This window comes from Vibrio sp. JZG10 (assembly GCF_054064075.1).
The window spans coordinates 64,254-89,315 of sequence record NZ_JBSUGE010000013.1; the positions used below are offsets into that span (position 1 = coordinate 64,254).

22 protein-coding genes, 1 pseudogene and 1 other annotated feature are annotated in these 25,062 nt (G+C 43.6%); of the genes and pseudogenes, 4 read left to right on the forward strand and 19 right to left on the reverse strand.

Features of this window, described 5'->3' with window-relative positions; all coding sequences use genetic code 11:
• Window positions 1–22: 22 nt before the first annotated feature.
• The 7 genes and pseudogenes from ACWYVB_RS15150 to ACWYVB_RS15180 all read right to left on the reverse strand — a co-directional run bounded on the left by ACWYVB_RS15150 (window position 23) and on the right by ACWYVB_RS15180 (window position 9,126).
• Window positions 23–1,210, reverse strand: a complete 1,188-nt coding sequence (locus ACWYVB_RS15150; protein WP_257888661.1) for a hypothetical protein — start codon at window positions 1,208–1,210, stop codon at window positions 23–25.
• Between the two features lie 16 nt (window positions 1,211–1,226).
• Window positions 1,227–1,770, reverse strand: a pseudogene (locus tag ACWYVB_RS15155) (AraC family transcriptional regulator); the annotation flags it as partial.
• 195 nt (window positions 1,771–1,965) lie between these two features.
• Window positions 1,966–2,373, reverse strand: coding sequence for a hypothetical protein (locus ACWYVB_RS15160; protein WP_112404662.1), 408 nt, complete (start codon window positions 2,371–2,373; stop codon window positions 1,966–1,968).
• Window positions 2,373–4,535: a site-specific integrase gene (locus ACWYVB_RS15165; protein ID WP_457529372.1), complete on the reverse strand. Its 2,163-nt coding sequence runs from the start codon at window positions 4,533–4,535 to the stop codon at window positions 2,373–2,375. The genes ACWYVB_RS15160 and ACWYVB_RS15165 overlap by 1 nt, the downstream gene beginning before the upstream one ends.
• A 2-nt stretch (window positions 4,536–4,537) precedes the next feature.
• Window positions 4,538–6,283 (reverse strand): hypothetical protein, encoded by a 1,746-nt coding sequence (locus ACWYVB_RS15170; RefSeq protein WP_457529374.1) that lies wholly within the window; start codon window positions 6,281–6,283, stop codon window positions 4,538–4,540.
• Window positions 6,280–7,506, reverse strand: a complete 1,227-nt coding sequence (locus ACWYVB_RS15175; RefSeq protein ID WP_457529376.1) for a site-specific integrase — start codon at window positions 7,504–7,506, stop codon at window positions 6,280–6,282. Before ACWYVB_RS15175 ends, ACWYVB_RS15170 begins: the two co-directional genes overlap by 4 nt.
• A gap of 186 nt (window positions 7,507–7,692) precedes the next feature.
• Complete coding sequence (locus ACWYVB_RS15180) at window positions 7,693–9,126, reverse strand: alanine/glycine:cation symporter family protein (RefSeq protein ID WP_005396293.1); 1,434 nt, start codon at window positions 9,124–9,126, stop codon at window positions 7,693–7,695.
• A 721-nt stretch (window positions 9,127–9,847) separates the two neighbouring features.
• Here ACWYVB_RS15180 and ACWYVB_RS15185 point away from each other — a divergent pair.
• Window positions 9,848–10,033 (forward strand): DUF3545 family protein, encoded by a 186-nt coding sequence (locus ACWYVB_RS15185; RefSeq protein WP_005396294.1) that lies wholly within the window; start codon window positions 9,848–9,850, stop codon window positions 10,031–10,033.
• 234 nt (window positions 10,034–10,267) lie between these two features.
• On the opposite strand, the gene ACWYVB_RS15190 is transcribed toward ACWYVB_RS15185, so the two are convergent.
• From ACWYVB_RS15190 to nfo, 3 genes are all read right to left on the reverse strand, one after another.
• Complete coding sequence (locus ACWYVB_RS15190) at window positions 10,268–10,819, reverse strand: hemerythrin domain-containing protein (protein WP_005396296.1); 552 nt, start codon at window positions 10,817–10,819, stop codon at window positions 10,268–10,270.
• Between the two features lie 112 nt (window positions 10,820–10,931).
• Entirely contained in the window at window positions 10,932–11,612 is a 681-nt protein-coding gene (ung, locus tag ACWYVB_RS15195) for a uracil-DNA glycosylase (RefSeq protein WP_005396298.1), read from the reverse strand.
• Window positions 11,613–11,895: 283 nt separating this feature from the next.
• The gene (gene nfo / locus ACWYVB_RS15200; protein ID WP_457529378.1) at window positions 11,896–12,783 is read right to left on the reverse strand and encodes a deoxyribonuclease IV; all 888 of its coding nucleotides are present in this window, start codon (window positions 12,781–12,783) and stop codon (window positions 11,896–11,898) included.
• A 326-nt stretch (window positions 12,784–13,109) separates the two neighbouring features.
• On the opposite strand from nfo, the gene grcA reads away from it, so the two are divergent.
• Window positions 13,110–13,487 carry an autonomous glycyl radical cofactor GrcA gene (gene grcA, locus ACWYVB_RS15205; protein WP_005381814.1) on the forward strand — a complete coding sequence of 126 codons (378 nt, stop codon included), beginning with the start codon at window positions 13,110–13,112 and terminating at the stop codon, window positions 13,485–13,487.
• A 92-nt stretch (window positions 13,488–13,579) separates the two neighbouring features.
• Here grcA and ACWYVB_RS15210 read toward each other — a convergent pair whose 3' ends face one another.
• The 5 genes from ACWYVB_RS15210 to thrL all read right to left on the reverse strand — a co-directional run bounded on the left by ACWYVB_RS15210 (window position 13,580) and on the right by thrL (window position 19,254).
• Entirely contained in the window at window positions 13,580–14,239 is a 660-nt protein-coding gene (locus tag ACWYVB_RS15210) for an NADPH-dependent FMN reductase (RefSeq protein ID WP_203346654.1), read from the reverse strand.
• Window positions 14,240–14,354: 115 nt separating this feature from the next.
• On the reverse strand, window positions 14,355–15,635 hold the full coding sequence (gene thrC, locus ACWYVB_RS15215) for a threonine synthase (protein ID WP_301616200.1): 1,281 nt from the start codon (window positions 15,633–15,635) through the stop codon (window positions 14,355–14,357).
• Window positions 15,632–16,588, reverse strand: coding sequence for a homoserine kinase (thrB, locus tag ACWYVB_RS15220; RefSeq protein WP_046873972.1), 957 nt, complete (start codon window positions 16,586–16,588; stop codon window positions 15,632–15,634). Before thrB ends, thrC begins: the two co-directional genes overlap by 4 nt.
• A 20-nt stretch (window positions 16,589–16,608) precedes the next feature.
• Complete coding sequence (gene thrA, locus ACWYVB_RS15225; RefSeq protein ID WP_074192050.1) at window positions 16,609–19,068, reverse strand: bifunctional aspartate kinase/homoserine dehydrogenase I; 2,460 nt, start codon at window positions 19,066–19,068, stop codon at window positions 16,609–16,611.
• A gap of 53 nt (window positions 19,069–19,121) precedes the next feature.
• Window positions 19,122–19,241: a sequence feature (Thr leader region), on the reverse strand.
• Window positions 19,177–19,254, reverse strand: coding sequence for a thr operon leader peptide (gene thrL, locus ACWYVB_RS15230; protein WP_074192076.1), 78 nt, complete (start codon window positions 19,252–19,254; stop codon window positions 19,177–19,179). Its footprint overlaps the feature before it by 65 nt.
• Before the next feature lie 425 nt (window positions 19,255–19,679).
• On the opposite strand from thrL, the gene ACWYVB_RS15235 reads away from it, so the two are divergent.
• Complete coding sequence (locus tag ACWYVB_RS15235; RefSeq protein WP_192943672.1) at window positions 19,680–20,150, forward strand: ribonuclease regulator; 471 nt, start codon at window positions 19,680–19,682, stop codon at window positions 20,148–20,150.
• On the opposite strand, the gene ACWYVB_RS15240 is transcribed toward ACWYVB_RS15235, so the two are convergent.
• Both ACWYVB_RS15240 and ACWYVB_RS15245 read right to left on the reverse strand, forming a co-directional pair.
• Window positions 20,147–20,629 (reverse strand): putative 4-hydroxy-4-methyl-2-oxoglutarate aldolase, encoded by a 483-nt coding sequence (locus ACWYVB_RS15240; protein WP_005396309.1) that lies wholly within the window; start codon window positions 20,627–20,629, stop codon window positions 20,147–20,149. The two genes, ACWYVB_RS15235 and ACWYVB_RS15240, sit on opposite strands and share 4 nt — an antisense overlap.
• A 55-nt stretch (window positions 20,630–20,684) precedes the next feature.
• Entirely contained in the window at window positions 20,685–21,092 is a 408-nt protein-coding gene (locus tag ACWYVB_RS15245) for a DUF3293 domain-containing protein (protein WP_031780532.1), read from the reverse strand.
• A 361-nt stretch (window positions 21,093–21,453) separates the two neighbouring features.
• Here ACWYVB_RS15245 and arcA point away from each other — a divergent pair, with 361 nt between their 5' ends.
• Entirely contained in the window at window positions 21,454–22,170 is a 717-nt protein-coding gene (gene arcA / locus ACWYVB_RS15250) for a two-component system response regulator ArcA (protein WP_005381824.1), read from the forward strand.
• Window positions 22,171–22,253: 83 nt separating this feature from the next.
• Here arcA and ACWYVB_RS15255 read toward each other — a convergent pair whose 3' ends face one another.
• Window positions 22,254–22,703 carry a putative periplasmic lipoprotein gene (locus ACWYVB_RS15255; RefSeq protein WP_005396313.1) on the reverse strand — a complete coding sequence of 150 codons (450 nt, stop codon included), beginning with the start codon at window positions 22,701–22,703 and terminating at the stop codon, window positions 22,254–22,256.
• 1 nt (window position 22,704) lies between these two features.
• Window positions 22,705–25,059, reverse strand: coding sequence for an aerobic respiration two-component sensor histidine kinase ArcB (arcB, locus tag ACWYVB_RS15260; RefSeq protein WP_457529380.1), 2,355 nt, complete (start codon window positions 25,057–25,059; stop codon window positions 22,705–22,707).
• Between the last annotated feature and the right edge of the window lie 3 nt (window positions 25,060–25,062).

The window sequence follows — 25,062 nt, forward strand, 5'->3', positions numbered from 1 at the left end:
TTAACGGGGCTTTTCTCTTTGGTTAAAAAAACTTAATGTGCTGAGTGGTTTTATAATCCGTGTAATCAAACCAGTAATCCGCTTCATTAAACATTACGACGTTACCCTCAACGATTGGTCGGTACAGTAATTTATTTGAAGTAAATAAAACATCCTCGTCGCCGTAAATGTTTTTTCTCACGATTTCGTAATTGCCATTATTTGATTCAGTGGCAACTACGACCGTCTTGCAATCAACAATATCCGCGCCTAAGACATATTTTCCATTAAAGTCCGAGTTGTCTTTGTAACCGAGAACGCCAACATAATTTCCCATGTACTCGTTGCTAGTAAATTTACCATTCTCAAAAGTTACCAGGCTAAGCTCCCACTCGTGACCGTCATTAATTTCTGAATAAACCGCACAGCCATTGCCATAAGAGTCAAATTTCGCGTTCAGTAGTCGCTGAGAATCAACGGGACTGTAAATGTGATCGGTTCTTACTCGATTAATTCCACTTGCTGTTTCAATGTGTGCCAGTTCCAAATCTTGCACCGTTCTTTTTGGGTGGTAGCTTGACACCATATTAATCACGCCGTCACTAATGTGCATGATAGGGTATAGCAAGCTCGTCATCTTAAATGGGATTAGGCCATTGTCATCATTTAGATTAACAACGCCCCAGCCTTTGTGCATATCACGCATACCAAAATAAAGATCATTCCCATCACTTAATATTTGCGTGTATGAGAGTGGGCTTTCCCATTTAAATACATCTTTATCGATGACGTTTAGATCATCATCTAGCTTGTAGATAAAAATCTTTTTCCCCACGCTCGTCCTTGGCTCATTATGACCCATAACAGAAACCAACCAGTAATCGCTAATGCGCTTTATTGCTGGCGTGTTGTGTTCATCTGGCAGGTAAATTTTATCGAAAACTTTCGTATTTATTGCCTTTGTTTTTGTGTTGTAAATGGAAACCCACTGCGTGCTTTTTTCTTCATCGACAGATACGCCTGAGAACGCCAGCAAGTCACCATCTCTTTGCACTAGTGGATCATTCCACCATGAATATCCTCCGTCACATGCAAGCGAACCATCTTCACTGATTTGACATGTGTCGTTGCCAGTTTCAACTTCAGCTGGTGGCTTTGATGTGTAATCTTCGTCATCGTAACAGCCAGAAAGCGCCGCCACTAACGCCAGTGCATATAATTTAATTTTCATTTCTACCCTTTTTATAGATGTATTTGAGTACACTCATCCCTACGTTTTCTTTGAAGAGCTTCTTGAACTGACTTGGACTAAGATACGCAATCTTAGCAAGCGACTGAATGGTAAGAGGCTCGGCTAACCGTTCACTGATCATCACCTGCACGCTCGAATCCGTGGATCGTTAGTTCGAGACAACTCTTGCTGTCCCAGCAATAAGGTGAAGATACTTACCATAGATGCTTCAATTGCACTATCCACCTGATATTCAAGTTGCTTTTCAACAAAGTGAATAAAGCTCAACAAAGGGGGAGAGATCGAAAAAACAGCTAGTTCCTCACTGATCAAATGCGAAGGCAGATCATCAAGATCAGCTACAATGAATCGTGCTGCTTCATCAGCATTAAATCCATGTGCTACACCTTTTAGGATCACCACGCATTCACCTTACCCAAGAAACCATCCATATCAATATGAATATTACCTTGAATAGGCAGTATCAGTTGATGATAGCTATCGTGAACATGGCGACTAAAGCGCTTTGTGTAAGTGCGAATACTTAAACTAGTTTTCATATCAACAACAAGTTAGCAAAAGACAATAACAGGTATTTCCAGCAACTTTCACTCATTATAAAAATTAGGTCAAGCAGATTGTTCACGTAGCTCACAATGGGGCAAAAAACGTTTCAGCCAGACAACGCTGAAACGAAGATGGACATAAACGTGACAGACCAAGCTATGCCACAACCTAGACCTAGCCCCTTCAATTTATGCTTTCAAGTTATGTACGTTTGTTGAGTCTTTGCGTGTTTTGGTTTTGTAGCGGTGCAACTCCCAAGTCATCTGAGCGACTTTATCCGCCATTACCTTCAGCTCACCTTTGAACTGCTCGTTCTCAGCTCGAAGCTTTTCGTTTTTATCCAAAATCTCTTGGTACTTATCCTTTGAAACCTTTGCTTTAGCTTTATTAGCTTCAGCCTTTACAACCCCTACATTAGTTGGGTCGGTGGCGTACTTCTCTTTTTCCGCCAACACTTTCTCAAGCAGAACAATATGATTCTTCAATGAACCATTAGAAACACCTGCTCGCCTTTCGACAGCATAAGGGCTGATTTTTTTTCCTTCCTTCAAAAGAGCCTTTAATGCATTCTCTAGCTTTGTTGCAACCGTCGCCATTACAGAGCCTCCACTCGATACTTTTCAAATTGAATGTTGTGGTCAGCCATCACTTTTTCGGCTGTTCGAATATCACTTAATTGCGTGGCTAGTGAGCTACGATTGAACATCCCCATTTCTTTCATTTTTTCAATTTTATCAATACATCTCTCCCGCCTTACGACCCAGTTATTAGCTTCAGCCTTGTTTACATTCAGGTTCTCACAGTCCCTGCCGACGCATTTAGATGGCTCAAACAAATGCCCCATGCTACATGAGACACCAGAAAAACAAGTACCGAACCCTGTCGATTTGTTTGCGCCTTTGGTGTCTTCAACCAACTGATTAAACCTAGAGTCACCAACCACCATAGGCTCACCGCTCATGGATATCATGAAGCCACCAGATTGTTCTTCTGGATGCTCAATCATATCCTTAAGGTACTCAGCGTGAGACTCTATTTCTTGCTTTTGGATCTGCTCTTTAATTTGGGCTGGATTTTGAATGCCTAATAGCGTTAGAACCTCAGAATGACTCGCATAAATAGCCGTCATTGCAAGGTGTATATGCTTAAATTGATGCTTCAACGAGGCTAATGAAACCAATCCATGACCAACCACAAAATGAGCAAATGTCCGTCTTAAAGAGTGGGTACTAAAACGCCAGTACAGCTCTCCACGCTCATTTTTCTGTATCGGGTTAAGCTTCTTGTGGACGATAGGATTTAACAGGTTAAAAACCTCATCCATCTCTTCTGGAAGGTAACGAATATCGATATGAAGGCTGTAATCGTAAAAAAGTACACGTAAATTATGGGTATTGAGTTGAACATCTTTTAACTGACGATGAATAGTCTCGCCTGTCCATCCCTTACCTTCACCTTTGAACGAAAAGCGTGGGGAGAGATGAATATCACCAGAAACAGAACGATATTTATCATTGAGCACAGTGAGTATTAATAACGCCTTCTCACAAATTGGCGCACACGCCCACGCATCCTCACGACTTAGCTTTTCTAACTTATCCGTCCAAGAGCGCATTGTGCAAAGCTTCACCCCATCAATGTCAATCTCTTTGTATGAGTCACCATCAATCTGGGTTAATTCACTCATCCTCATTCCAGTGAATGCCGAACAAGCGCTAAAACACGCCACTTCAATCATTCTAAAAGCACCTGTGGCTTGATTTTCAGTCAACCCTTTTGATTGGGCATACGCTTTTACATCTAACAAGACATTATCTTTTTTATAGACATCAATAACGCATCTATGGGCCTTATTGCGATAGGTAGACTTAACCTCGACCTTAGCTTTATCTCGATAGTCATCAAGCACCTCTTGAGGGGAAATGCCTTTGCTTTTTGCTTTTTCCTCAACCTCAATATCGACCATGAGTTCCTGATACAGAGTTTCGATTTCTTGTTCGATATCATGCTCAGTCTGTAATGAACGATACTCTGCCTCGACATCCGCTTCGAGGTCTCGCCCGCCCAAAAAGTCTCGGTAAGCAGACTCCACATCCTGAATTAAACGAGAAAGGTATTGCTCGTAAATAACGGGGATGACAGTAGGATAATGCCCTTTACCATGAGCGGCATATTTCTTGGCAACCTTTCTGCCTGTCTCTCCCTCTTGGTAGGGAATTTGAAACCTAACGTTCTCAGGGAAGTGTAGGTTAACCTGTGTGAGTACATTGAGAGCGTCCAGTTTTCTGATAATACTTTCTTCACCCCCTCCACGTAGTGACTCTTTGAGTTGCGAAAATACAATGTCATTTGAAATATAAGAAAAAGCGTTGATAGACGTATTGGCAAAAACTCGTAATAGCAAGTCGTTCCATACCTGTATCATCCTTATATGCTCCAGCTTCCTAAAGGTTTTCCCCTCCATACTCAGTAAGGTTTCTTTGCCGCCCCATATCAACCAATACATTCGCTGCTTAAACTCTAAAAGCAGTTTGGGGTTATGCTTCTTGGCTTGGAACGTTAGAGTGTAGTTCGATTTATTCTCTTTCTTGGTATTGAACAGGTCATTATAATCCCAGTTATCATCCTCAAAGTAAGAGGCAGGACTGCCGTCCCGCTTAACGCTGACTACGGTTTTCGCAGTCGGCATAGGGTAAGCTTCATTGTTAGGCAAAGCGTATTTTTCAAACAGCGCGTGGTCATGGCTAATGCTGTACATACTTACCCCTTAAAAATATCTTGAATAGAATCTTCATCCCAAAGAGGGTGGCAACCTTGGCGCTCTAGGTATTTTTCCGCTGCCTTGAGGTTTCTTTTCTTGAAGCGTTTCTTTATATCTCGAATCGCTGACTTCACCTCACTGAAATTCTTGATGAAGTGATCAAGGCTTTTATGGGCTGCTACCGCCTCATTGAGACGAAGCTCAAACGACAGCAAACGCCAAATGTCATGAACCTCATCAACGACTGCAAAGTTTCTGCATATGAAGCATTTGATGACATAACCACAAGCGGTATTTTTCACATCGTCATCATCTAACAATCCAGTCTCTAGATTGCTTTTTTGAAACTCACGTTTTTGCGGAACATCTTCACCTTTACATACCCCGCCGTTGGCAATATCGTCCACAGGCACGCTAGAAGACGCTCTAAGCGCATCGGCTTCTTCGCTAGACAGAACTTCACAACGTTGCGCCTTCGTTGTTGCTATCGCTGCTGTAACCCCTCCAGTTGGGTTACAGCCCAAGGCAAAGAGTGTGGCGGCTCCAAAAGCCAATTCACGATGTGCGACTGCTTTTGAGTTCTTGCTGTAATCTGAATTATTCCATGTGCTTTCAGATGAATTACGATTGCTCTCCATTGAGCCTTGTCGCCCTAGTTTTTCTTCTGCGTACTGCTTAATGGATGACTTCAAACGCTCACAGGTTAAGGAAAAATCTGGATTTGCCGCTTTCATTGTTTGCAGTAAAACGGAGCGTCTCATTAGACTTGAAATGTATAGGTCGAGATTGTTATTCGTTGGCTTCTTACCATTGCGTCGTCTAAAGAGATAATGCTTATCCAGACCCAAATCGACAGCATTCAGCTTCGACAATTCGAAGTGTTCTTCAAAAAAAGTTTTAGATACCGCCCTTGGAGTGAAAGAGCGAGACTCTTCTTTGTATCCTCGGGTTTTCAAGCCTTTTACCGAGATTCGGTTACCACCGACAGCATCAACACTCCAACCATCTTCTACCACAAAGGTATTCAGCGCCTCTGCTTGCCCTGCGGCTGTGTAATAGACATAGAGAAATAGCGCATTGGAAATCAGCTTATTAAAAGCAATTTCACGATAATATTCGCTGGCAGCCTCATTCAAATACTCTTTGTAGAGTAATTTCCTATCCGACAACAGAGCACGAGCGATGCGCTTTAACTCTTTTTTGGTGTAGTTATTGGAATCTAACGATCCACTCGCGGTATCAAGATTTCGACTCGCTTTGGGTATCTGTCCAAAACCAAACTTCTTTAGGATTGAGTTATAGACTGAAGCCATCCACCCCAAAGTCTTGGCTTTAATCGGCCTGCCATGCAGTCCGACACCTGTTGTTCGCTGAGACAGCCAAGAAGCCTGAATATAGTTCACACACGTTTCTGGTGAAAACTCGACCTTAGACTTACGCTTTTGGGGTTGGCTGTTGAAGCTATGCTTTAAAATATTACCAATAGACGTAAAGTTTCGTACCTTACTCGACTCTGCCCAACCTGATTGTTCAAACTTAGAAATCAGCAGAGAAACATGCCCCTTGGTGCTGTATTGCAGCCACTCTTTGAAGTCACATGTGCAGTTTACCCCAGTACTTGATACCCAGATATATTTCCATTGATGAATCTTGGACAGTGGGTTGTCTGATTGCATTTCATCGGTCGGAATAGAGCGATAGGTACGAACATTATCAGGCTTATCTGAGTCGAAGTTCTCCGTCATATGATGTGTTCCTCTTCCAATAACGCCATCATTAACTCAGGCACTTGGTTCTTGGTTGGGTTGCCTTCCCAATGCGTTAAATAACGCATGGTCACAGACAAGTCCTTGTGTCCAAGTTCATCTTTCAGTAGTTTCAGTGCCTGTGTCGTGCTCAATTCAGGTATATTGAGTAAGAGGTCGAGCTTATTAGCCGCATAGGTCGCTCTCGTATCATGGAAATCGTGGTCGAAGTGAGGGTTACAGTTTTCCTTAATCGCATTTCTTAACCGTCCCCAAAGCGTATCAATGGAATTTGACCGTTGTCCCTCTTCTTTGAAACGGTTCCCTTCCTTTGTAATAAATACAGGCGCATCTTCATCACCTGTGTTGAAAAAGTAGAGCCGTTTACGCTCCTTGTACCGCTCACTTTCACAGTATTGAGTTACTTGCTCCATTAACCAAACAGGCATCGAAATCGTGCGGTCTTTACTGTATTTGGTATAACACCCATGAGAAGGGCCAATATTGATATCGGTGTAAGTTTTACCCTTAAAGCCCTTGGGGACTTTGAAGTGGCGAGGTTTTATATCAGCAACCTCAATCGCTCTTAGACCAGAATTAATTGCAGTCGCTACCAACAACCGAAACTCGCCTGAAATTCCTGCTCGATGCCAGTTATCTCGAATATGCTTGATGTCCAAGTCATTCATAGGGGTAAGGTCGGTCTCTTGCTTAGGACTCTTAATGGTGATGTCCGTCAGCATTTGACCGTATTTATTATGACCATGCACCTCAAATGGAAGATTTTCCACATAACCGTGGCGCAAGCAAAATACATAGAATCTTCGAATAACAGATAAAGTCGATGCCCCAACACTTCGGCGCATGTTTCCTTTAGCAATCTGTTTATCTAAATAGTTTCTGAAGAGATAAATGGGGTAACGCTCAAGTTCTTCATCCTCATCATTCCAATTGAGATTGTTCTTCCCTAAATAACGAAAAAAGCGAAGCAGAGCATACGAAGTTGGCTCAGTATCTTTAACTCCTTCGACAATGCGACGGCTCATAATAAACGCATTGGCATAGAACTCAGGCTCACCATCAGAAGAAAATAACAGGTTAACGCCATCAAAGCTCATAGGCTTACTCACAGTAAAGTCTGATGAGTTTTGCGAATCTTCTAACTCAATGTCACCAATTTCTATTGATCGACTTGTTGCTACAAGGTGGTAAAAGTGTTCCATACAATACCCAATCAAAACATCTAAATTAAAGTTAGACTATCAATCTAAATTAATCAAATAAAAACATAGATACTGTTATCTATGTCAAACAACTATTTAGATATGTTGGCTGTAAAAAAAGCCATGCATTGTCTGCATGGCTTTTTACATCGTACTAATAGCTTTCAACTATGAGTGATAGCTCACTTAGTCTTTTTTATCGTTGTACCAAATGCCTTCTTCAAGCTGAGATTTCAGCTCAGGGAAGTCATTCGCATCAAACGTTGGTACTTTACCTTCACCAAGTTGGCGGTTGTAATCTTTTGCTAGCTTAATCACGATGCCAGATAGCAAGATGATTGCCACCAAGTTGACTATCGCCATCAGCCCCATCGAAACATCAGCAAGTGACCATACGACTGGGAGCGAAGCAAGTGCACCAAACATCACCATACCAAGAACAACAACGCGGAAAATGCTTAGGCCCGCCTTATGGTTGTGCTCTAGGAAGATTAGGTTCGTTTCAGCGTACGAGTAGTTCGCGATGATTGATGTAAATGCAAAGAAGAAGATTGCCACGGCAACAAAGATGCCACCCCAATCACCAACTTGCGAGCTCAATGCACGCTGAGTTAGCTCGATACCCGTCACTTCTGTTGCTTGACCGACATACTCACCTGACATCAGGATGATAGCCACTGTCGCTGAACAGATAACGATCGTATCCATAAATACACCTAGCATCTGAACATAACCTTGAGATGCAGGGTGTGGTGGGTAAGGCGTTGCTGAAGCCGCCGCGTTTGGCGCAGAACCCATACCCGCTTCGTTCGAGAATAGACCGCGTTTAATACCGTTAATCATTGCCTGTGCAATCGCGTAGCCAAGACCACCAGCCGCCGCTTCTTGCAGACCAAATGCGCTCTTAAAGATAAGCATTAATACATCAGGTAGCTTCTCTAGATTAGAGAACATGATGAACAGTGCTAGAGCCAAGTAAAGCAGCGCCATGATCGGAACGATCATCTCTGCGACTTTTGCGATACGCTTGATACCACCGAAAATTACAATCGCAGACAGTACTACAACCGCGATACCAACGTACAGGTCACTCCAACCAAATGCGGTGCTCATTGCATTTGCAATTGAGTTAGCTTGTACAGCGTTGAATACCAAACCAAAAGCGATGATTAGGAAAACTGAGAACAATACGCCCATCCAACGCATGCCCAGGCCTTTTTCCATGTAGTAGGCAGGACCACCACGGTAGTTGCCATCATCATCTTTGGTTTTGTATAGCTGCGCCAGAGTACTCTCTGCAAACGACGTTGCCATACCAAGCATTGCGATCAGCCACATCCAGAAGATCGCGCCAGGACCACCTGCAGTCAATGCAACTGCAACGCCCGCCATGTTACCTGTACCAACACGTGCAGCAAGACTAGTACAAAGCGCTTGGAAAGAAGAAATACCAGCTTTGTCTGCTTTACGACTGTTCTTAAGAACAGAGAACATGTGGCCGAAATGGCGGAACTGAATGAACCCTAATCGAACGGTGAAGTAAATACCAACACCAACAAGAAGATAAACCAGAATCGAACCCCAAAGGAGATCGTTCATCAAATTGATTAAGTCTGTCATGTGTACCTCAAAGTGAGTTGCGCCGGTCTATGCGTCCAAGCCATCCACCAAATTGCCTGCTAAGTGTCAAAGTGTGCTTAGCTTTTTAAGTAATGTTTATGGGCAATCTAGAATCGTAAACGTCGCTTCATGCATCCATTTTACGTACCAGCGTATTTTTTGACGGGCGGATAATGCAACCTAGGAGCGCAAAAATCAATATGCAATCATGATAATAACATTGTTATTTTTCACTATAAAGTCACCAAAAAATAACATAAATGGAAGACTTAACACCCATAAACCGCAACATTTCAATTACCAAATGCCAACATAAATAATTATCGCCTACCAAACAGAACGGAGACCCATATAATTAAGACCAAGCTAGTATTCACAAGGTGTTACATAAATTTGCTCTAGTGCCTTACCATCTAATTGAACACTATTTCATCAAACTGGTTTTATGCAACTTTGACCTTTGCACTGTCCCCCCACTCGCCAAATCGAATTAACATTGAAAATCTCTCTATTTAATCGTTTTCTTGAGATCGTTTGTGCATTTTTTAGCCACAACATTGCCATGAAAAGTGTGATTTTGAGAATATTTTTGCACGAAAATGTCATGCTACCGACACAAATGCGAAATATATCATGGTTATTCTCACGGCTATTGTGGTACTTAAAAAACTCCACAAGGACTGGTTACAACAGTTTAGCTTAAGAAAGGTAAAGGTGGCTTATGGAAGGCTTTCAACTAGATGACATTTTTAATCTGGATACTACCTCAACAACCAAATCTCGTGCCAAACCAGTAAAGCGAAAGTGGCGTGAAATAGAAGAGATGAACGACAGGCGCAATTTGCTTAAAGAGCTACGCGAACTTGATGCCTGTACCGACTACAACTTGGAAGACATTAAACTCTAATTCAAACAAAAGGCACCTTAAGGGTGCCTTTTGTTTTTGTTTACAGTAACCGTAAACGACTTGAGTTTAAGCGCCAGGATTTGAGTATGAGTACCGTTATTACTCAATAGGAATTTTCCCGTCTTTTGGTCGAGAAGCGCAAACGATAAATTTACGTCCAATTCTCAATAAATAAGAAATGCAGCTAACAAACCCGAGTGATACTTTCGCTCGCTCAGGTTTTATCGCACACACTTAAACATACTCAGCATCACTTTGACGCACACGTTCAGCTAACTGTTTATAACGATCGGCAATAGTGTCACCAAAAACTGGGTCATCTTCACTGACGCTCCATAAGCTTTCAACATGCTGCCAATCTTCGGTAGTGAATAACTCCTCAATGAGAGGCAGGATTTTTCGCTCCTCTAACTCCAAGTGGCGTCTTTGTGATTCAATGAAGTCCTCTAGGTGGGCCACAAACATGTCTTGAGGCACAACTGCATCCTGCAGGATCATCTCTATCAAGGAAGCAAACTCTTTGGTTTTACTTGCTAACTCTTGATGTTCTTTCTCTAAGTTTTCCATGGTCTGTTGCTTACCATAGTGCTCAAGAAAGTGGTGATAGAGAATATCTTCTTTCGGATGGTGAACTTTTTCTGAATGATTAGAGAGGTAATCAACTATCTCGCTTACTAATGCGTAGTTGATCGCACGTTCTTCTTTTATCTCATTAAGTTTATGGCGCAGTATCGCCAACAGACGAACCATATAGCCGTGTTCGCGTCGAATTCTTTCGATCATCATAGCGTCTCTCCTTAACACCTACTTTTAATAAGTGTACATGAGAAATTTGCCATCAGCCTCGAGCGTGCTCAAAAAAACAGCGATAATGGTAGCATTATCGCTGTCTCTTCTTTTATACAGTTAATGGCAAATGCCAGTTGATTGGTGCTTTTCCTTGCGAGGCAAGTAACTGGTTTGCTTGAGAGAAATGCTTACAACCAAAAAAACCTCGGTGTGCTGAGAGTGGTGATGGATGTGGTGCGGCTAACACATGATGTTTATTGCGATCAATAAAGCGCCCTTTCTTCTGAGCGTGAGAGCCCCACAATAAAAACACCACGCCTTCCTGATGCTGGTTTATCGCTTCAATCACTCGGTCAGTGAACGTTTCCCACCCCGTTTTTGAATGTGAATGCGCTTTACCTTGCTCAACCGTCAATACTGTATTGAGCAACAATACACCTTGCTCTGCCCAGCTTTGTAAGAATCCATGCTGAGGGATTTGGAACCCTTCAATATCTTGAGCCAGCTCTTTATACATATTAACGAGTGATGGTGGTGTTTTGATTCCAGGAAGAACAGAAAAGCACAAACCATGTGCCTGATTTGGGCCATGGTATGGGTCCTGCCCCAGAATCACTACTTTAACATCGTTAAACTCGGTAAATCGAAACGCGTTAAAGACATCTTTCGCTGGCGGAAAAATCGCTTTGCCTGCGGCGCGTTCTGCTTCTACAAAATTCAAAGTATCTACAAAGTAGCTCTGTTTTTTCTCTTCGCCGATCACATCGTGCCAAGTGGGTGACTGATTCATGGAAAGTTCCTGTCCTAAATTTTGCTTCTATTCTAACGAGCGAAACCCAAACAAACAAAAACTTACCACGAACTTGAGAACAGTAAAAAAAGACTAATGCTTCTGTGGCGTTCGAAAATGCCCCTGTCCGGTAATGTGACGATTAGGCATCGGCAAACGAAGCACGCGGCGGCTATATGCGTAAGAAGCAAAAGAGAGTGGTCGAGACATAGTGGCATCCTTCTTTCTTAATTCCAATTGACTTAAGTGGCTAAGAAAGAAAGGTGCCAACTCTGCGCTCACATCATTGGTTATCTATCGCCGCTAAATGGAATTGACGCAACGTGTTGATCTCTTGCTGCCAAATATCCGGATCAATTGTTTCTAAAATCAGAGGGATACCATCAAATCGAGGGTCTTTCGCGATGTACTCAAAACAATCCCACCCGATCTCTCCTTTGCCTAAAGAGTGGTGGCGATCCACTTTGCTGGCAAACGCAACTTTTGAATCATTTAGATGCATTGCTCTTAAATAGTGCATCCCAACAATACGGTCGAATTCAGCAAAGGTATGCTCACAATCCTCTTTAGTACGCAGATCGTAACCGGCGGTAAACGTGTGACAAGTATCGAGACATACACCAACACGTTCTTTGTTTTCCACTTGATCGATGATTTCAGCAAGATGCTCAAACTTCCAACCTAGGTTTGTACCCTGACCAGCCGTATTCTCGATTACCGCGATCACATTCGGCACCGCTTTGTGCGCAAGATTGATCGACTCAGCGATCGTCGCTAAGCACTCCTGTTCAGAAACTTTCTTTAAGTGGCTCCCAGGGTGAAAGTTCAGCAACGTTAAACCCAATTGATTACAACGCTCCATCTCATCGATGAATGCAGCGCGTGACTTATCCAACTTATTCGCTTCTGGTGCACCTAAGTTAATTAGATAAGAGTCATGGGGAAGAATATGTTCTGCGCCGAAACCCAGCATTTTACAGTTCGCTTTAAACGCACTGATGGTTTTTGCTTCTAAAGGCTTCGCCACCCACTGGCGTTGGTTTTTTGTAAATAGTGCGAACGCATTCGCGCCAATTTCGCGAGCTCTCAACGGCGCTTGGTCGACCCCACCAGCAGCAGAGACATGTGCACCAATGAGTTTATTCCCAAGCTTGTTTTTCATGTTTGTCATTTAATCACTTTAGACTTTCAGTATTGCTACCTAAATACAGATAGTTGCGTTAATCAGTTTAAACTTTAAGCTCAATTTGTAGTAAATTTACAACAAAATGAGTTATTAAATATTTTTTATATTATCAAATAAATTGTAATTAGTTTGTTTTCAAAGGTTTTATTGATTTAACTCAACAAAATCACCTTAATAAAAATAATGTTTTTGGTTGTTTTTTGACTTAAATCAATATTAAAATAGTGGATATTAGCTATATAATACTCAGCTCAACGAAAATTCGAAAATTAACACCAATAATCACCACGTAAGTGGTCTAGGAGATAGTGATGATCCAAGGTATCCAAATTACAAAAGCGGCAAACGACGACCTACTAAACTCTATCTGGCTATTAGATAGCGAAAAAAATGAAGCTCGTTGTGTTGCTGCAACTGCTGGCTACGAAGCAGACCAAGTTATCGCAATCAGCGATCTAGGTGAATACGAAAGCCGTGAAGTAGCAATCGAAACAGCTCCTCGCATCGAAGGCGGTCAACACCTAAACGTGAACGTGCTTAAACGCGAAACACTAGAAGATGCAGTTGCACACCCAGAGAAATACCCACAGCTAACAATCCGTGTTTCTGGTTACGCAGTACGTTTCAACTCGCTAACTCCAGAGCAACAACGTGATGTCATCGCTCGTACTTTTACTGAGACGCTATAATCTCAATAAAATCGACTTACTCACATTTAAAAAGCTTGGTCTCAATGGCCAAGCTTTTTTTGTTTTTCCATGCATCTAACCGTTCTGTTCCTTTACGGAGCATTTCTCTGTGACGGATCCTTCTTAAACACTTCAGCCAGTGAGGTTGGGTCAAGCCTTTCTCTTTGTTGTGAAGCGCCTTCTGCCCACCAAATGAGTTGATGTATTGCGCGATTCATATAGCTGTCCCACTGCGTCTGCTGCAATTCATCCGCAACGACACCCTGTTCGTCAAACACTTCTTGCGCTTTCGGAATGTGAATCATCGCCGAGACAGGTAAACATCCAAGTTCAGATAAGAAGGTACGCATCGACACTGCAGCTCGAACACCACCCCATTGTCCAGCAGAATAGGTCACGATAGCACTTGGCTTATAAGAAAACAGCGAACTACCAAAATGGTTAAGCATATTAGCCAAGGCAGGACTCATCGAATGGTTATATTCCGGACTGACCATCACGTACCCATCGGCACTTTTAATTTTGTCTGCCAGTTCTCTCAAGTGGGCTGGCACTTTAGCGCGATGGTAAGCAAACTCAGGCTTAAACACGTCGTCAAAGTCGTAGTTCAATGGGTCAATGATTTCGACGGTATGTTGCGAATACTGATTCTTAAACAACGTTTCACAAGCTCTACTCACTCGCATGCCCAAGCGGGCTGGTCGTGGCGGTGTGCTGTCCCTTACTGAGCCTAGAAAAATCAAAAAATGCATGCTTCTATTTCCATCTTTAAGTTCATTTCTCAATCATAAAGAGAGTCGAGACTTACCGACAATAAAAAAGGCGAATGATTGCTCATTCACCTTTCGTCGTTCATCATTTTAATAATTACTGTACGCGGCGCAGTACTTGTTTCAATGCATCAAAGTCTGCGTCGAGATCTTCCGATAGCAACTCCATCGCAGCGTGCTTCGCTAGTGGCGCAGGAAGGTCGATGTCTGATTCTAGAATATCATCCACCACTTCTTTGAACTTCGCAGGGTGAGCAGTACATAGGAACAGACCGGTTTCACCTTCTTGCAGTTGCTCTTCAAGAACGCGGTAAGCAATCGCACCGTGCGGTTCACATAAGTAGCCCAATGAGTACAAGTCTTTCACAGATTGTGCGCTTTGCTCATCTGAAACCGCGCCTTTACCTAGTGTCTCTAGGCCCCACTCTTTCACTCGGCAGAGCTCTTCAATACGCGGCCAGTTGTTCGGTTGACTTACATCCATTGCGTTCGATGTCGTTGCAACCGTTGGTTTTGGCTCCCACTTACCTGTTTCTAGGTAGCGCGGAACCGTGTCATTAGCGTTAGTTGCAGCGATAAAGCGTTTGATCGGCAGACCCAGCGCTTTTGCCAGTAGACCAGCAGTTAGGTTACCAAAGTTACCACTTGGTACAGACACAACTAGGTTTTCACGCTCTTGTTTGCTCATTTGCGCAGCTGCTTCAAAGTAGTAACAGATTTGCGCCATCAAACGGCTGATGTTGATTGAGTTTGCAGAGTTCAGGCCGATCTCTTCACGCAGTGCGGAATCATCGAAAGCTTGCTTAACCAGTGCCTGGCACGCATCGAAGTCGCCATCGATCGCGACAGTGTGAATGTTCTTGCCTAGCGTACAGAATAGCTTCTCTTGCAGTGGGCTGATCTTGCCTTTCGGGTAAAGAATCACAACGTTGATGTCTTCCATACCATAGAAAGCGTGTGCAACGGCTGCGCCAGTATCGCCAGAAGTCGCAGTCAGAATAGTGATCTTGCCACCGTCCGATACCGCCGCAAGAGATTGCGCCATAAAGCGACCGCCAAAATCTTTAAATGCCAGCGTTGGACCATGGAAAAGCTCTAACGCGTAAACACCGTCTTTGACTTGATTGATTGGCGCAGGGAATTGGAACGCTGCGTCCACAAGCGCGTTGACTTGCTCTTCCGCCAGCTCATCACCGATAAACGCTGATAAAATCTTAGTGCTACGAGAAACAAAGTCTTCTGCCAGTAGCGCATCAACGTCTTCAAACTTTGGTAATTCCGATGGGAAAAATAGACCTTGGTTACGGCCTAACCCTTGGCGAACGGCTTGGCCAAAGGAAACTTGTTCATCATTTTCTTTTATATTGTAAAGCTTCATAGCTCACTTCCTGTTACTTTCGAACCCTGCTTATCTAGACGACAAACGTGGACGAATCCTTCTTCGTTTTGTACGTAGTTCTGTTCTAACCAGCGAGCAACTCGCTCAGCGACATCTTTCTCTTTGCAAATACTGAACAGTGTTGGACCACTGCCAGAAATACCGGTTGCTAACGCACCTGCTGATGCAGCGTATTGACGTGCATTCGCAAAGCCCGGAAGCAGTTTCTCACGATACGGTTCTGCGATCACGTCTTTGATCATTTTTGCAGCAAGTTCTGGCTGACCAGAATGACACGCATGAATAAAGCCCGCAAGGTGACGACCATGAGCGATGATATCTTGTCGGCGGTATTGAGATGGTAGGATCTCACGCGCTTCTGCTGTTGATACTTTGATTCCCGGATACGCCATGACCCAGTACCAATCATCAAAACAAGGCACTTCTTGACTGATGATACCAAGCTCTTCAAGCATCAACTGAACACCACCAAGGTAACACGGCGCGACGTTATCGTAGTGAATACCACCAGAGATTTTGCCTTCCATTTCCCCCATCAGTGCTAGCAGCTCAGTCTCATTCAGCGGTTGACCATGGAATCGGTTTAAGGCATCCAGCGCCGCCACGATAGAACATGCACTTGAGCCTAAACCTGAGCCGATTGGCATGTTCTTTTCTAGCGTCATTTCAAGTGGTTTTAGCTCAACACCTTTTTTATCTAGCTCGCGAGAAAACACCAGCCAACAATCGTAAACGATGTTTTCTTTTGGCTCTGTAGGCAACTTAGAAACAAAATGACCCGCAGTTTTCAGACTGAACGGCTCAGTCCCTGCCTTAACTTGCACTCTGTCACCTAGCAAGGTCCCATCCACTGGGGACACCGCCGCCCCCAACACATCAAAACCAACACTTACATTACCAATTGATGCTGGGGCATAAACCACTACATCCATATCACTTGAACTCATTCTTGTTATACCCCTAGTTTCCAACCTAAAGTACGCATCACGTCAGAGAATACACCCGCAGCCGTTACCTCAGTACCTGCGCCATAGCCACGCAACACAAGTGGGATTGGCTGGTAGTAACGGCTGTAAAATGCCAGTGCGTTTTCACCGTCTTTGATTTTATACATCGGATCGTTTTCATCCACCGCAGCGATGCTTACTGTGCACTTGCCCTCGTTAATTTCACCAACGTAACGCAGTACTTTGCCTTCTTCTGCTGCTTTAGCCGATAACTCTTTGAAGTAAGCGTCCGCTTCTGGGAGACGCGCCATAAACTCATCAACACTGCCTGAATCATCAAAGCCTGGCGGTAGCGCTTGGTCAACAACAACGTCTTCAAGCTCTAGTGACATGCCCGCTTCACGAGCTAGGATCAACAACTTACGCGCGACATCCATACCAGACAGATCATCACGAGGATCTGGTTCAGTAAAGCCATTTTCTTTTGCGATATTCGTCGCTTCACTTAAGCTCATTCCCTCATCTAACTTACCGAAAATATAAGAAAGAGAACCGGAAAGAATACCGCTGAAACGCTCCAGTTCATCGCCTGCAGAAATTAGGTTTTGCAGGTTTTCAATAACCGGTAGGCCTGCACCTACGGTTGTTTCATACATCAATTTACGACGGGAGCTACGAGCCACATCGCGAAGCTGATGGTAGTACGCCATGCTTGCTGTGTTTGCTTTTTTGTTTGGTGTTACAACATGAAAACCTGCCGCTAGGAAGTCGGCGTATTGTTTAGCAATGTCTTCACTGGAAGTACAATCAACCAATACTGGGTTGATAATATGATTGCGTTGTACCAAAGAAATCAGACGCGCTAGGCTGAACTCTTCTGTTGCTGCTGACATACGATCACGCCAGTGCTCGAGCGGCAAGCCTTCGCTATCAAGCAAAAGACCTTTACTGTTTGCTAAACCACAAACTCGAATCACAATGCCTTTCTCAGCAAGTTTGACTTGTTGGCGTTCGATCTGATCCACCAGCTCGCCACCCACACCACCAACACCAACAACGAACACATCGAGGAAGTGTTTCGAGTTGAATAGGTTTTCGTGACACGCTTTGATCGCCTCAGAAATTTTGTCTTCTGGAATAACGGCAGAAATCGCACGTTCTGATGAGCCTTGTGCTATCGCCACGATATTCACGTTCACTTCAGCAAGAGAAGAGAAGAAGCGAGAAGCCACACCACGCGATGTGCGCATACCGTCACCAACAAGCGTAATGATTGAAACATTATCAATAAACTCGACCGGTTCTAGTAAGCCATCTTTCAGTTCTAGCTCGAACGCATCTGCCAGCACTTGCTGCGCTTTCGCTTTATCTTCAGCCTCAATACAGAAGCTGATGCTGTATTCAGAAGAAGACTGAGTGATCAGAACAATAGATACACCAGCAGACGACATCGCACCGAATACACGGCTCGCCATGCCTACCATGCCTTTCATACCAGGGCCTGATACGTTAACCATGGTTAGGTCGTTAAGTGTTGTAATACCTTTGATCGCAAGATTATCTTCACCAGTATCTTGGCCGATAAGAGTACCTGCACCTTGAGGGTTAAAGCTGTTTTTGATCAGACATGGAATGTGGAATTGAGCAATAGGGGCGATGGTTTTCGGGTGCAGAACGGAAGCACCAAAATAAGAAAGCTCCATCGCTTCTTGGTAGCTTAGTGATTTAAGTAGGCGAGCATCTTCGACTAAACGTGGGTCACAGTTGTATACACCATCAACGTCGGTCCAGATTTCACAGCAGTCTGCGCGTAAGCAAGCTGCAAGAACCGCTGCCGAGTAGTCAGAGCCATTACGACCCAGCGTGACAAGCTCTCCTTTTTCGTTGCCAGCTGTAAAGCCCGGCATAATGTTCACGTGGCCCTGAGGAAGGGGGTTTTGACGGAAGTTTTGCGTTGAAATATCCACATCAACCATAGCTTCAAGATGATCACCTTGGGCATACAGATACTCGACAGGATCGATCAAGCTCGCTTGTTGTCCCTTCGCCTCCAAGACAGCTTTCATCAACTGAATGGAAACACGCTCACCTTTACTGATAATGCGCGCATTTACGTTGTTTGGGCACATACCTAATAGATTGATGCCGTGAACAAATTGACGTAATTGAGATAGCGAGGTTTTCACTTGGTTATCGAAAGCTGAGCCATCAATATTGGGTAGTACTGCTTGGATTTGAGTGAATAGCGTTTTAAACGATTCATCCAACTCTTTTATTTGCAGCTCTGCTTCACCATTGCGCAACGCGCCTTCAATGACCGCAACCAACTTATTTGTTGTTTTACCTGGGGCTGAAAGAACAACCGCCACTTCTTCTTGTTGAGCGTTATTGGCAATGATGTCTGCCGCTCTTAAAAAGCGATCTGCATCAGCTAGTGATGAACCGCCAAACTTCAATACTCGCATCCCTTCCTCCGGTATATCTTCTCAAACTTGTCTAAATTCTGGATAAAAAAGCATAAAAAAAGGCCTGTATCTTGTTGGATACAGGCCTTTTTTGTGAATTTCTTTCGCTCAGCAGCCTGCCCCAACATGTGTCGTGTCGGTAATAATAATGGTCGTGGTCATTACTACTAGGCTGTTAGATGGCATAAATAAATATTCAACGTTAATTGTGTTTGCTTAACTCTACGTTTACCGAGTTTCCGATTCATAGTCAACAAAAAATTGTTTGTTTTTCAGTCTTACAGCGATTTCTGCTAAGCAATCTTATTGATATTTAAAGCTAATTGGATGTTATTGCTCGTTAGGAAATCTGTCGCTTATTTTTGTAGGGGGCTCATCCCATCGTCATCAGTCTCACTTTTTACTCCATAACTAGTCTGATCTTCGTCATAAAGCGTAAGATCAAATTATGAAAGGGAGTTGTTGACACTTAACAACAACTTAACTGTGACCTATGTTCACAGGATCGAATTATTTAGAAAATAGGTGAGCTAGCTTTCATATTCTATGCTTTAATAGTGAGAAGCTTTGGGCACATACTAATAAAAAAGTTGACACAAGGAGTGGTGAGCATGAAAAGAGGGCTTTTTCTGTTGCTGTTTTTTGTGCCTGGCGTTTGTCTAGCAAACGAGCTTCCGCCTCTTCCAGGCAAAACATCCCCTTCTCCTCATAAACTATTTATTTCCAGCGACAGCTATCAATCTGACAGTTTCGATGTTTGGAATATCGACACGGGTTATGCGTACGAACTCTTTGACTCCGTAGACGTTTACGTCGGTGCACGAGTCAACAACTCTCCAACCCAAAACCAAAGCGGTTTTTTGAGTGGGATCAGCTATCACTTCAATGATCGTGTCACACTAAAAAGTACGGTTCGCTCTTACAAGAATGAGACTACGGAAGGTATTCGCCAAGAAGACAGCAGCCTCGCAGCTGAAGTCTCAAGTCGCGTAAAAATCACCGATAAACTGGATTTTCACGCGACTCTTGATTACCAAGATTGGCAACAAGGTATTGAGGTAGGTTTAGGCTTTCGTTTTTAGAAATCTAATTTTTGCTTTGAAATCAACACACCATTCCAATCAGCGTACACATAATGCTTCGGCTGCACGATTTGGTTTTGCATCGTTAAGGTCACATTGACCTCTCCCATACCTCGCTTCTCTGTCTTAAACGGATTGGTACCAAGTGCTTGCACACCAATGTCCATCTGAGATATTTGTGCTACGTCGCGTATTGCACCATAGACAATAATGCCTTCCCACCCATTTTCTATTCCGAGTATTGCTAATTGATCGCCAAGCAATGCTTTCTGACACGAACCATGTCCGTCAACAATCAATACTTTCCCCGTCCCATCTTCGCCCAGTACTTCACGTACTTTTGAGTTGTCGTGATAGCAACGCACTGTGACAATTTCTCCGTAAAAAGCGGTGCGTTGACCAAAGTTCTGCAGTGGCAAAGTAAGCAGGGTAACTTGGTCTTCAAATTGGTCACAAATATCGGGTGTAATGTCTCTCATATTTCCTCCGTGAATTTTCTCACCCAAGCAGTGCTTCAGTGAGTAGTATCCTTTCCTATACGAGTCGAGGCTTAAGGGAGCCTAACTTATGCAACACTTTCGGCTGTGAGCACGCAATAAGGTAAAGTTGATCATCAATGACGTAGTAAATCGCGTTTTGCTGAAAGTCATTCGCCAATGCGACCGCCGCCTCTGGTGATAACTCGACGGCAAAGCTTTCCTCATACCATGTAAAAGAGCTGTCACCTACTGTGATAGGCGCGTAATTAACGTGCTGTAGCAGTGTTTCTAATGCTTGATTGCTTATGCAGTTCTCTTCTTTGGACCGCAAATTACTGTATGGGTTCCAAGCGGTTATCACAGCGTAGTTTGAAACGCACCACTCGGCCTCGAATCTGAAAAAAGATTCTGAATAAGCATTCCATAACGATGCGTCTATGTTCGTATTACTTTTTTCTATCATAAGTCTTAAACGATTAATAACAGTTACATTTCATCAATTGATATAAATCAACAAACTGAATGGAATTAACATTTGAGCATTGTTAGCATGCTGTTAACAATATAAAATCCGCTCCATATCTTAGGGTGTTTACGTTTCAGGCCCCACAGAAAGCAGGAAATGAAAGGTAAACAAGCCCTTTAGAATAAACGTCGCCATTGGATACTGGTGAGTTGGCAAAATTCCATGGAGGGCGGATAACTGAAAGAAGTGTTTTTTTGATCAACTTGATTTATTATCAAAATCACATTACCTGTATGTTATATTTTTGCCTAGAATTTATTCTATTAGCACAATTTTGTCACAAATTTAGGTACCGCCAATGCAAACCCCGCAGATTCTTATCGTTGAAGATGAGCAAGTAACTCGTAACACTCTTAAGAGTATTTTTGAAGCAGAGGGATACGCTGTTTTTGAAGCCAGTGACGGTGAAGAGATGCACCAAGTGTTGTCTGACAACTCAGTCAACTTGGTTATTATGGACATTAATCTTCCAGGCAAGAATGGCCTTCTGTTAGCGCGTGAACTACGCGAACAAGCGAACATTGCTTTAATGTTCCTGACAGGCCGTGACAATGAAGTGGACAAGATCCTAGGTCTTGAGATTGGTGCAGATGACTACATCACTAAACCATTCAACCCACGTGAACTGACTATTCGTGCTCGCAACCTACTTAGCCGCTCAATGAGCTCTAACGCGGTGCAAGAAGAGAAACGCTCAGTAGAAAAGTATGAATTCAATGGTTGGGTACTGGACATCAACAGCCGCTCTCTAGTAAGCCCTGCTGGTGATAGCTACAAGCTCCCTCGCTCTGAGTTCCGAGCTCTACTGCACTTCTGTGAGAACCCAGGTAAGATTCAAACTCGTGCCGATCTTCTTAAGAAGATGACTGGCCGTGAACTTAAGCCGCATGACCGTACTGTAGACGTAACGATTCGTCGTATTCGTAAACACTTTGAGTCTGTTTCAGGTACTCCTGAAATCATCGCGACTATCCACGGCGAAGGTTACCGCTTCTGTGGCGATCTAGAAGACTAATTGAATCGCTAATACGCAAAGGGCTTGCTCATTGAGCAAGCCCTTTTATTTTGGGTTTAGCAATTAACGAACAATCACTGAATCTAATAAACCTTATTAATCTTCACGTATTTTTCCACTAACCAGCGCTGTTTACCTGCGTCGTCTAAAAGTACCGCGATATCAACCGATTTTTCTGTGTCCGCGTCTACCTGAGACGTGAAGGCTACTTCCCATTGGCTCTCACTATGAGTTCGAGTTTCTAAAGAGTCTTCATCCACCCACCACTCTTTTTCCCCTTGCTTGATGATAAGCGCTTCGGCAGTCAGGTTGGCTGGGAGTAACTGGTCTCCTTCAAGGTAAAGTGATCCTTGAATGCTTTGCTCTTGTACTTCCCCAACAGTCGGCATCAGGTTCACCCATAAGTTACTTTTGAGCTCGACATTCACCTGGTTAATCGTAATCTGACTGTTTTGTTGCCAGTTCACACTTGGAACGGAACTGCAGCCTGCCATCAATGCTACAACCAACGCCAACGGTGCGATTTTTTTCATGTTATTTCCTTTGTTCCAACCAACTTTTGAGGACTTGAATATCGTTTTGGTATTCATTTTTGATCTCTTCAACCCAGTCTGAAATGTTTTCCCACCATGCTGGCATATCGGGAGATTCCGCTTTCTGCGCCACACTTTGGATACGTTTGAGGCCAATCGAACCTGCAGCGCCTTTAATTTTATGCGCTTCAGAAACAATCCCATCTTGATCTTTCGCCGTCATGTTTGAGTCTAAGACATCAATATAGTCTGGCATCATGTCTTCAAACATTTTTATGCTGTCGTAGACCGGCTTGGCACCAACAATGTCGACGTAAGACTCTAACATATCCATATCGAGCAAGTGTGTCTCAATCACAGGAGAAGGAGTCGGCTCTTCCACTGTTTCTGGAATGCTCTCAGGTTGCTCTTGCGGCTCTACCTGATGCGCGAAGAACTTATCAATTACAGACTGAATGGCATTCACAGCAAGCGGTTTGCTGATGGCATCATCCATACCGTTATCTAAATATTCACGACGATCTTTCATCACATTAGCTGTTAGGGCGACCAATGGAGGCAGATTGTTATAATGCTCGCGATAATAATTTGCGACATCAAACCCCGTCATATCAGGTAGCTGAATATCCAACAACGCCAAGTCATATTTTTCTGGCACAAAGTTCACGAGCGCTTCTTGTCCCGTCATCGCCACGGTAACGGAGTGCCCTAAGCTCTCAAGCAACGATTTGGCAACAGTGACGTTAAGCTCAATGTCTTCGACCATAAAGATGTTGAGATGCACATTATCGCGTTTTGCATCAATGACTGGCTCTTCGAGTTCCACAATAGGAACGTGAATCGATACGGTAAAAGTACTACCAAAACCTTCCTCACTGGCGACAGTAATGTCACCATCCATCATATTGATCAGCTGTTTTGATACCGCCAGGCCTATACCAGTCCCGACAGCATGTAGGTTGTCTTTACCTGATTTCACTTGGTAATACATGGCAAAGATTTTATCGAGCTCGTCTTCTGGTATGCCAATACCTGTGTCTTCCACTTCCATAATAATGGTGGCAAAATCGTCTTCGACATCCGCGCTCACTGTCATCACAACGCCACCTTCTTTGGTAAACTTCATTGCGTTGCTGACCAAGTTCCAAATTACCTGACGCAAACGGGTCGCATCCACTTCAATTGCTTTTGGTAAATCACTCAAACGTTCTAAGTCAAAGCGCAGCCCTTTTTGCTCCGCCATCAAAGCAGAGATGCTTTCAATCTCAGCGACGAAGTCTTCGAAGTTAAGTGGCGCAGGTAATAGTTCTAGCTTGCGGCGATCAAACTTATCCATATCGATAATATCGTTGAAGATGTTCCCTAGCGTAATCGCACTCACATTGATGGTCTGCATGTGTTTGCGCTGCTCTTCTGTCAACGGACTATCGAGAAGCATGCGACTTAAACCCACAATGCCATTTAGTGGCGTTCGCAGTTCATGACTGATGGTTGAGATAAAAGTGGTTTTATCACGGCTTGCTTTCTCTAACGACTCTTCATGACGTTTACGTTCAGTGATATCACGGCCAAAGCCCACCAAGCCAAGGTGACGACCATCTTTGCTGTAAAACGGCACTTTACGCAGTTCAAAGTAATGTTTGCGTCCATCAGGATACTCTAGCCACTGCTCGTAAGTGATGGCTTGATTATCGGCGAAGACCTTTTGGTCAGTATCAACGATGTGCTCAGCGATTTCTTTGCTATACACATCCCAAGGGCTTAATCCGACTAACTGGTGCTCTTTCTTGCCTGTTAGCTCTTCCATTGCCCGGTTACAACCGGAGAACACACCATCGGCATTGCGGTAGTAAATTAAGTCTGGCGAGGCATCAATAAATGAACGCAGTAGTGCAGTGCGTTCCGCCAGCTCTAACTGAGTACGCTCTCGTTGGAACACCTCGTTTTCGAGATCTTGCATTGCTTCTTCACGAGCTTCTTCTGCTTTAATGCGCTCTTCAATTTCTTGGTTGAGCTTTTCGATGTTTTGTTGCAGTTGATAATTCAGTTCTTGGTCTCGCGAGCGCATGTCTTTTAGTTTGGACACCAACTTGGTTAAACGCTGGCGAGACTCTTCTAGCTGATCAACAACAACAGAAAGAAAATAAACCGCCCAAGGTGTAATCAAGAGACCAAAAAACACCGAACGGACAATGTCGATATCATCGACTCGCCCCTTGAGAGCTAAAGTAATCCCCACCTGCACCACAACGGCTAATGCCACCAGCGCAAGGGCCAGCAAAATCGAGAAACGAACAATCCCCAGTTTAACTAGCAAGTCGACATAATACTGGGCGAGATTTTTCATGGGTTTCATTAA

Coding starts and splice junctions, on each gene's coding strand:
- thrL (WP_074192076.1), bottom strand. CDS start 19,254: ATGCCATCTAACAGCCTAGTAGTAATGACCACGACCATTATTATTACC.
- thrA (WP_074192050.1), bottom strand. CDS start 19,068: ATGCGAGTATTGAAGTTTGGCGGTTCATCACTAGCTGATGCAGATCGC.
- ACWYVB_RS15255 (WP_005396313.1), bottom strand. CDS start 22,703: ATGAAAAAAATCGCACCGTTGGCGTTGGTTGTAGCATTGATGGCAGGC.
- ACWYVB_RS15190 (WP_005396296.1), bottom strand. CDS start 10,819: ATGATGATCGAAAGAATTCGACGCGAACACGGCTATATGGTTCGTCTG.
- ACWYVB_RS15150 (WP_257888661.1), bottom strand. CDS start 1,210: ATGAAAATTAAATTATATGCACTGGCGTTAGTGGCGGCGCTTTCTGGC.
- ACWYVB_RS15165 (WP_457529372.1), bottom strand. CDS start 4,535: ATGTACAGCATTAGCCATGACCACGCGCTGTTTGAAAAATACGCTTTG.
- ACWYVB_RS15180 (WP_005396293.1), bottom strand. CDS start 9,126: ATGACAGACTTAATCAATTTGATGAACGATCTCCTTTGGGGTTCGATT.
- ACWYVB_RS15185 (WP_005396294.1), top strand. CDS start 9,848: ATGGAAGGCTTTCAACTAGATGACATTTTTAATCTGGATACTACCTCA.
- ACWYVB_RS15170 (WP_457529374.1), bottom strand. CDS start 6,283: ATGACGGAGAACTTCGACTCAGATAAGCCTGATAATGTTCGTACCTAT.
- ACWYVB_RS15245 (WP_031780532.1), bottom strand. CDS start 21,092: ATGATAGAAAAAAGTAATACGAACATAGACGCATCGTTATGGAATGCT.
- ACWYVB_RS15210 (WP_203346654.1), bottom strand. CDS start 14,239: ATGCATTTTTTGATTTTTCTAGGCTCAGTAAGGGACAGCACACCGCCA.
- ACWYVB_RS15235 (WP_192943672.1), top strand. CDS start 19,680: ATGAAAAGAGGGCTTTTTCTGTTGCTGTTTTTTGTGCCTGGCGTTTGT.
- ung (WP_005396298.1), bottom strand. CDS start 11,612: ATGAATCAGTCACCCACTTGGCACGATGTGATCGGCGAAGAGAAAAAA.
- nfo (WP_457529378.1), bottom strand. CDS start 12,783: ATGACAAACATGAAAAACAAGCTTGGGAATAAACTCATTGGTGCACAT.
- ACWYVB_RS15160 (WP_112404662.1), bottom strand. CDS start 2,373: ATGGCGACGGTTGCAACAAAGCTAGAGAATGCATTAAAGGCTCTTTTG.
- thrB (WP_046873972.1), bottom strand. CDS start 16,588: ATGGATGTAGTGGTTTATGCCCCAGCATCAATTGGTAATGTAAGTGTT.
- arcB (WP_457529380.1), bottom strand. CDS start 25,059: ATGAAACCCATGAAAAATCTCGCCCAGTATTATGTCGACTTGCTAGTT.
- arcA (WP_005381824.1), top strand. CDS start 21,454: ATGCAAACCCCGCAGATTCTTATCGTTGAAGATGAGCAAGTAACTCGT.
- thrC (WP_301616200.1), bottom strand. CDS start 15,635: ATGAAGCTTTACAATATAAAAGAAAATGATGAACAAGTTTCCTTTGGC.
- grcA (WP_005381814.1), top strand. CDS start 13,110: ATGATCCAAGGTATCCAAATTACAAAAGCGGCAAACGACGACCTACTA.
- ACWYVB_RS15240 (WP_005396309.1), bottom strand. CDS start 20,629: ATGAGAGACATTACACCCGATATTTGTGACCAATTTGAAGACCAAGTT.
- ACWYVB_RS15175 (WP_457529376.1), bottom strand. CDS start 7,506: ATGGAACACTTTTACCACCTTGTAGCAACAAGTCGATCAATAGAAATT.